This window comes from Confluentibacter flavum, from assembly GCF_002843175.1.
Lineage (GTDB): Bacteria > Bacteroidota > Bacteroidia > Flavobacteriales > Flavobacteriaceae > Confluentibacter > Confluentibacter flavum.
Map to the genome: position 1 here is coordinate 1 of NZ_PJEO01000046.1, position 7,942 is coordinate 7,942.

The 7,942-nt window shown below is 34.2% G+C and carries 5 protein-coding genes; 3 read left to right on the forward strand and 2 right to left on the reverse strand.

Annotated features, from left to right (window positions below):
- Nucleotides 1-2,843, reverse strand: a 2,843-nt coding sequence (locus CSW08_RS18465; RefSeq protein WP_157831479.1) for a PKD domain-containing protein, incomplete at its 3' end; no start/stop codon positions are given.
- 447 nt (nucleotides 2,844-3,290) lie between these two features.
- Between CSW08_RS18465 and CSW08_RS12385 the strand changes: the two genes are divergently transcribed.
- The 3 genes from CSW08_RS12385 (at nucleotide 3,291) to CSW08_RS12395 (ending at nucleotide 6,950) form a co-directional block, all read left to right on the forward strand.
- Nucleotides 3,291-3,779: a SixA phosphatase family protein gene (locus CSW08_RS12385; protein ID WP_106660197.1), complete on the forward strand. Its 489-nt coding sequence runs from the start codon at nucleotides 3,291-3,293 to the stop codon at nucleotides 3,777-3,779.
- Between the two features lie 200 nt (nucleotides 3,780-3,979).
- The gene (gene ppk1, locus CSW08_RS12390; RefSeq protein ID WP_106660198.1) at nucleotides 3,980-6,043 is read left to right on the forward strand and encodes a polyphosphate kinase 1; all 2,064 of its coding nucleotides are present in this window, start codon (nucleotides 3,980-3,982) and stop codon (nucleotides 6,041-6,043) included.
- Nucleotide 6,044: 1 nt separating this feature from the next.
- Complete coding sequence (locus CSW08_RS12395) at nucleotides 6,045-6,950, forward strand: Ppx/GppA phosphatase family protein (RefSeq protein WP_106660199.1); 906 nt, start codon at nucleotides 6,045-6,047, stop codon at nucleotides 6,948-6,950.
- 28 nt (nucleotides 6,951-6,978) lie between these two features.
- On the opposite strand, the gene CSW08_RS12400 is transcribed toward CSW08_RS12395, so the two are convergent.
- Nucleotides 6,979-7,857, reverse strand: coding sequence for an IS982 family transposase (locus CSW08_RS12400; protein WP_106658080.1), 879 nt, complete (start codon nucleotides 7,855-7,857; stop codon nucleotides 6,979-6,981).
- Nucleotides 7,858-7,942 lie beyond the last annotated feature (85 nt).

The window sequence follows — 7,942 nt, forward strand, 5'->3', positions numbered from 1 at the left end:
TATACCTTGCTTCCCTCACATGTGGGATCGGTGTTTTCGGTGACCACTGGGACAATCTCGGTGTCACAGGCATCGGTCACCACAGGCGCGGCAGGCTGTACGGCATCGGCGATACATTCCACTGTAGACCCGGCATTTGCGGGAACTTGAGGAGGCGTTGTATCTTCAATGGTAAATGTGGCCGTTGTTTCGATAAAGTTGCCACAGTCGTCAGTAGCTCTAAAAGTTACAGTAGCAGCACCTGTGGCGCCACATAGGTCACTTAAAGAAGTGAAATTATTAGACCATGTAACACCTCCACAGGTATCAGAAGCTACGGCACCACCGTTAGCGGTTAGCCATGCATTGAGTTGTGTTGTATTACCAGAACCATCACATTCCACTGTACTATTAGCAGCAGGAGTATCGAAAGTTGGATTTGTAGTATCTTCAATGGTAAATGTGGCCGTTGTTTCGCTAAAGTTCCCACAATCGTCAGTAGCTCTAAAAGTTACAATAGCGGCACCTGTGGCACCACATAGGTCACTGAATGAAGAGAAGTTATTAGACCATGTAACACCTCCACAGATGTCAGAGGCCACAGCACCACCATTTGCGGTTAGCCATGCGTTAAGTTCGGTTGTGTTACCAGCACCATCACATTCTACGGTACTGTTAGATGCCACAGTATTAATTGTTGGAGGTGTGAAGTCAACTATGGTAAATAAAGCGGTTGATGAATTTTTATTACCACAATCATCAGTCGCAATAAAATCAACTAAAGTTCTCGAAGTTGCACCACAGTCATTCATTACACTAATAATATTATATGACCAAGTTACATTAGAACAATTATCGTTAGCCACGGAACCTGCATGAGTATTTAACCACGATTGGAATTGAGTTGTATTACCTGAGCCATCACATTGTACCGTTTGATCTGAAGCTACATTCGATAGGGATGGAGGAGTTGTATCTTCAATGGTAAATGTAGCCGTTGTTTCGCTGAAGTTGCCACAATCGTCAGTAGCTCTAAAAGTTACAGTAGCAGCACCTGTGGCACCACATAGGTCACTTAAAGAAGTGAAATTATTAGACCATGTAACCCCTCCACAGGTATCTGAAGCTACGGCACCACCATTAGCGGTTAGCCATGCATTGAGTTGTGTTGTATTACCAGAACCATCACATTCCACTGTGCTATTAGCAGCAGGAGTATCGATAGTTGGATTTGTAGTATCTGCAATGGTAAATGTGGCCGTTGTTTCGCTAAAGTTGCCACAGTCGTCAGTAGCTCTAAAAGTTACAGTAGCGGCACCTGTAGCACCACATAGGTCACTTAACGAGGTGAAATCATTAGACCACATCACATCTCCACAGGTATCAGAAGCTAAAGCGCCACCATTAGCAGCTAGCCATGCATTAAGTTGTGTTGTATTACCAGCACCATCACACTCTACGGTGCTATTAGCAGCAGGAGTATTAATAGTTGGATTTGTAGTATCTTGAATATTAATAATTTGATTAGCTTGTGAAGTATTACCACAATCGTCTGTAATGGTATAAGTTCTAGTGATTATAATTGGACACGTGCCAGATACGCTATCTGAGCTGCCTACAATTAAGTCGGAGTCTCCAGTAGCATCATCACTAATCAAGAACCCAATTGTTTCAAGACCAGCAACCGTAGTTTCAGGAGCAGGCGCAGCACTTATATCACAACCTTCAATATTTAAAGGTGTAGGTGCTGTTATACTTGGGGCATTATCAGAAATAATAACTTCTTGGTTTACAACTATAACATTACAAGGTTCAATACCATCTGGGTCAGTAACCGTTAATGATACATTATATGTACCACTGGTAGCATAGGTATGTGAAGGATTCATAGCTGTGCTTGTATTTCCATCATCAAAATTCCATAAGTAAGATAGATTAGCACCTCCATTAGTTGTTGAAGCAGTGAAATCAACAGCTAAATTACATGTTCCTCCAGCTCCAGGTGTTATTGCCATTGTAGTGGCACCTAAACCTTCTCTAAATTCTATTTCAATATCGCTATATACTTCTACAATGGTAGTAGCACAATCACCATCTAAACCCAGTGCAATATCAACATTAATTCTTAAGGTATATATTCCTGGGGTACTTACAGTTACAACTGTATCGGCTGAATCGTCAGGAGAAAAAGTAACAGTTCCCGGATTTGTATTCCCAGGTGGAACTGTCCACTCGTAAGTAACAGCACCACTTATAAATCCATTAAGTTCGATTGAAATGTTAGTAGGGCCATAGCATACTTCGTTATCAGAACCACTGATAACAGCAAAATCAGGATCTAGCTGTATTGTTCCTCCAGCCTCAACTAATTGTGAAAAAATAACACAAACGTTCCCACCTCCAGTACAAGCTGCATATTTGGTTGTGCCTATATAAATAGCTCTATTATTACTACAAGGACCAATTGTGGTTATAGCTGCATCAGAACCAGTTAAAATTGAGGTGTTTTCAATAACTATAGCAGAATTCGCCGCTAATATTAGGTCTACATTATTGTTATTCCATAATATTTGACCACCATTTTTTATAACAATTCTATTAATTGTACTTGGAATAGTTAATGATGAATTTAGAATAATGTCAACAGGAGATTCTATTGTCAATGTACCAGTACAGTTATTACTATTAATATAAGTTAGTAATTCTGCTCCAGTCATTATATTGTCACCACCAGTTGCAGCGGTATCAATAGTACAGTCTGCACTGACTTGAAGAAGTCCTAAAAACAGAAAAACAAAACCAAATAGATAGGATTTCATTTTTATACCTGTATTTGATAACAGATTAGAGGTAGTTGTTTTCATAAGCCAAAAATTATGTAACAAAGATTTATGTTAAGTCAGTTATTAGATTAATATTATTACAATACAATTATTTATTGCAATCTAATTTTAAATCTTATAAAGTAATGAGGGAGGAGCATTTTTAAAATGCTAAAACTTAAAAGGAAATTAGATTTTGGGGTCCATTTTGTTTTAAATTACTTAGCAAATGAACATACATATAATTGTCTTTTCAAAAAAAAATGTTAAATAGCTTAAAAAAACGACGAATAGAATAGGATCGGTATTTAAACGTCTTTTTATGTAATTTATCCTCATACTTATTTGTTTGTCTATATATATTAATAACTCATTTTACTTAAATATTCCTTTTTTTGTATTAATTTTAAAATTGATTGGTACAAATAAATAGAATTTTATCGATAAAAACAACATTTTATCGATAAAAAATGCCTTTAATCGAATCATATGAAAAAATTAATAATTGTAAGACATGCAAAATCGTCATGGAAACATGATGTTATTGACCATGAAAGGCCTTTAGAATCAAGAGGTTTTACAGATGCCAAGATCGTATCTGACGAGTTAAAAAAAGTTGTCTTAAGTGTTGATTTTGTGATAAGTAGCGATGCTAATAGAGCTAAAACAACTGCTGAATTATTCATTTCGAACCTAAATATTGATAGAAATCTATTGAAATTCAATCATGATTTGTATGATTTCTCCGGAAATAAGTTGTTAAACACCATTAAATCAACTAATAACGAGAGTGAATGTTTAATGGTTTTTGGGCATAATTATGCCATTACATTTCTTGTAAACAAACTTGGCGATAGGTACATAGATAATGTACCAACTTGTGGCGTCGTTATTATTGAATTTGATATCCATGACTGGAGCAGTTTAAAACCAGGTAAAACCATTAAAACCATTTTCCCTCGAGATTTGAAAAAATAAAGCACTCTAAACTTTATTTCCAAGTTTAAAATGATAAACTTATAGTTGACAGCTATTTAATAAACAGAGATTTAATATAAATTTAAACTTAACTTATTATATATAATTTCATTTTACTGATTTCCAAAATATAAAAAATTAAGCCTTATTATTAAGTTTAAAATAGAATATATTTGTATAATTATTTACAAAAATTGCTAATGATTACAAACGAAAGCCTCAATAATAGTTATATAAATAGAGAGATAAGTTGGTTACAATTTAATGCAAGAGTGCTTCAAGAGGCTTCAGATGAAAGAGTTCCGCTAATAGAGAGATTGCGCTTTTTAGGAATTTTTTCAAATAATTTGGATGAGTTTTTTAAAGTAAGATATGCCACGGTAAAACGTATTGTAGAAGCGGGAAAAGGAGCTAAAAATGAACTTGGGGGTATTAGGGCAGAAGAATTACTTGAAATTATTACCAAAATAGTTATTGAGCAACAAACGGAAAGTTTAGAAGTTTTAGCCACCATAGAGAATCGTTTAAAGGATGAAAACATCCATATTATTGATGAAACCAATATCAGTTGGAAACATCACGATTTTATTAAGAAATATTTCATTCAAAAAGTTAGCCCAGCACTCGTCACTATTATTTTAAACGATTTGGTTACACTGCCTAATTTAAAAGATAGTGCAGCCTATTTAGCGGTAAGAATGGTTATGAATAATGATTCCAATCAATTCGCGCTTATTGAAATCCCAAAATCCATTAATCGTTTCGTTGAGTTACCGAAATATGAAGGTAAAGATTTTATCATAATGATAGATGATTTGCTCCGTTATTGCCTAAGCGATATTTTTAACATTTTCGATTATAAAAGCATTTCCGCGCACATGGTTAAAATTACTCGTGATGGTGAACTTGATTTTGAAAGTGATTTGAGTAAAAGCTTTATCGAAAAAATTTCAGATAGCGTAAAACATCGGCAGCTTGGAGAGCCTGTTCGATTTGTTTATGATAAAACAATAGAAGATGAAACCCTTCGGTTCTTAATGGGTAAAATGGGCATTACGGAAACCGATAGTATTATTCCGGGCGGTCGTTATCATAATCGACGTGATTATATGAAGTTCCCTAGCATGGGAAGGCAAGATTTGCTCTATCAAAAAATGGAATCGTTACCCATTAAAGGATTAAGTTTAGAAAGCAGTATTTTTGAAGCCATTGCTAAAAAAAATTATTTGCTATATGCTCCTTATCATACATTTTCTTATGTTGTTAAATTTTTAAGGGAAGCTGCACTAGATCCGAAAGTAAAAACCATTAAAATTACTATTTATCGATTAGCTGAAATATCGCATATTGCCAGTTCTTTAATCAATGCTGCCATAAACGGAAAAAGCGTCACGGTATCCATAGAACTTCAAGCAAGGTTTGATGAGGAAGCTAATATTAATTATGCCCAGCAAATGCAAGAAGGAGGCGTTAACTTAATTTTTGGGGTTCAAGGATTAAAAGTGCATAGTAAAATGTGTGTTATTGAACGTGAAGAAAATAGAAAAATAATACGCTACGGGTTTATAAGTACTGGTAATTTTAATGAATCTACCGCACGAATTTATACAGATTATACATTATTCACTTCAAACCAAAATATTTTAAAGGACATAACCAAAGTGTTCATGTTTTTTGATACCAATTATAAAATTTATAGATATAAACACATTATAACCTCTCCACATTATACCAAAAAGGCTATATTTAAATTGATTGATGAGCAAATTATTCTTGCCAAAGCCAGCATGGGAGGTTATATAAGATTACGAATGAATAGTATTACCAGTTATTTAGTAATAGATAAATTATATGAAGCTAGTAGGGCCGGCGTAAAAATTGATATGATAGTTAGAGGTATTTGTTGCTTAATTCCTGGTGTAAAAGGTATGAGTGAAAATATTGAAGTCATCAGCATTGTCGATAAATTTTTAGAACACCCTAGAGTTTACATTTTTGGAAATGATAGAGATGCTAAAGTATATATATCTTCCGCAGATTGGATGACCAGAAATATTGATAACAGAGTAGAGGTGAGTTGTCCCATTTATGATGCAGAAATCAAAAAGGAAATTATTGATACATTTCATATTTCTTGGAGTGATAATGTGAAAGCAAGATTAATTAACACGCCAAATGAAAATGAATATAGAATGAATGACAATCCAAAAGTCAGATCACAAATTGCTACATATGATTATTATTTAAAAAAGCTAGAAAATTAGTATGCTATCAATAAAAAAATATGCGGCTATAGATATAGGCTCCAATGCTGTAAGATTACTTATTTCAAACATTATTGAGCAAGAAGGAAAGCCTACACAATTTAAGAAAAACTCGTTAGTGCGTGTGCCCATACGTTTGGGAACCGATGTGTTTTTATCAAATACAATTTCTGTAGAAAATTCCGAGCGCTTAGTAGATACCATGAAAGCATTCCGATTATTAATGAAATCCCATAAAGTAGTTAAATACAAAGCATGCGCCACGTCCGCAATGAGGGAATCATCAAATGGAAAGGAGATTGTGGATTTGGTTTTAAAAAAGTCAGGAATACAAATAGATGTTATTGGAGGAGAAGAGGAAGCAGCTATTATTGCGGCAACAGATTTGAACAAGTATATAGACAACACAAAAACATATTTATATATTGATGTTGGTGGTGGTAGTACGGAATTCACTATTATTCATGAAGGAAATCCCGCCGCTTCTAAGTCATTTAAAATAGGAACTGTTAGATTGTTAAATGATATGGTTCAAAAAGAGAATTGGTTCGAATTGGAAGAATGGATAAAAGTAAATACAAAACCTTATGAGCGAATCGATGTTATAGGTTCTGGCGGAAACATAAATAAAATTTTCAAAGTATCTGGAAAATCTGAAGGCAAGCCACTTTCTTATTTTTATCTCACATCTTATTTTAATACTCTACAAAGTTATACTTATGAAGAGCGTATTACTGAATTAAATTTGAATCAAGATAGGGCCGATGTTATCATACCGGCTATGCGGATATATCTATCTTCCATGAAATGGAGCGGGGCAAAAAACATATATGTTCCCAAAATAGGATTAGCAGATGGTATCATCAAAAGTATATATTTTGATACCGTTTCAAGCAATATACAGTAAATTTGTTTATTGTTACTCGTTGTGCATTTTAAATAATGCTAATTTTAATATTGTTGATGTTTCTATCAAAAATAAACTTATTGATATATTGAATTGTTGTAAGGGCCGCTATTTTAGATAGGATCCTAGTCTTAAATCCTCGAAAAGACTTGGCATAATTACGTCTTATCATAAATTGGTCACATAATTGTGAGAACAATGTCTCTATTCTTTTTCTCTTTTTTCTGAAAATGTAAGGTTGTTTTTTATAATCTTTTTGATTGCTTCTCATAGGTGTATTTAGCTTTATGTTACAGGTTTCAAACAAATTGAGCTGTATTTCTGCTGATAGATACCCTCTATCTCCAATTAAAGTGCAATCGCCCATTTGTGCTTTAATGTCCTTAAGGTAATTGACATCGTGTACCGATGCAGGGCTCAAATCGACACTTTGAAAAACACCTTTAATAGAACAGACGGCGTGCAGCTTATAACCATAATAATTGGAACCTTGGGAGGCACAATAGCCTTTGTCAGGAAAAGCATAGGCATCCTCTTTACAGACTCTCGAACGGGAACTTCGTGATAATTTACAAACCTCTAAAGGCATACTGTCCACTATAAAATAATCTTCAAATTCATTAAAATGAGAGGCTAATCTTAATCGGATATCATCCATGTAACCTACTAATTTCCGTCTTCTTCGATTGTAGACGCTCCTGTCTATTTTTGAGGCAATAATGACAGGGAGCTTTCTAAATAAATCATTCTCACTATCTATTCCCATAAATTCAGCTGTTAAGCTTAAACAAATCAGTTCCAAATCACTCAGCTTCGGTCGACGTCTTTGATAGTCCAAAAGTTGTTCTTTTGATATTTTTTGTAATACTTCCAATATTCTTTCGTAATTTGCATTTAAGTTGTTCATAATTAATGTTTTATCGCTAAAACAATTTACTGATTATCAGTAATATGGACAACTTTTTTCTTTTAAATCATAATGCACAACGGGT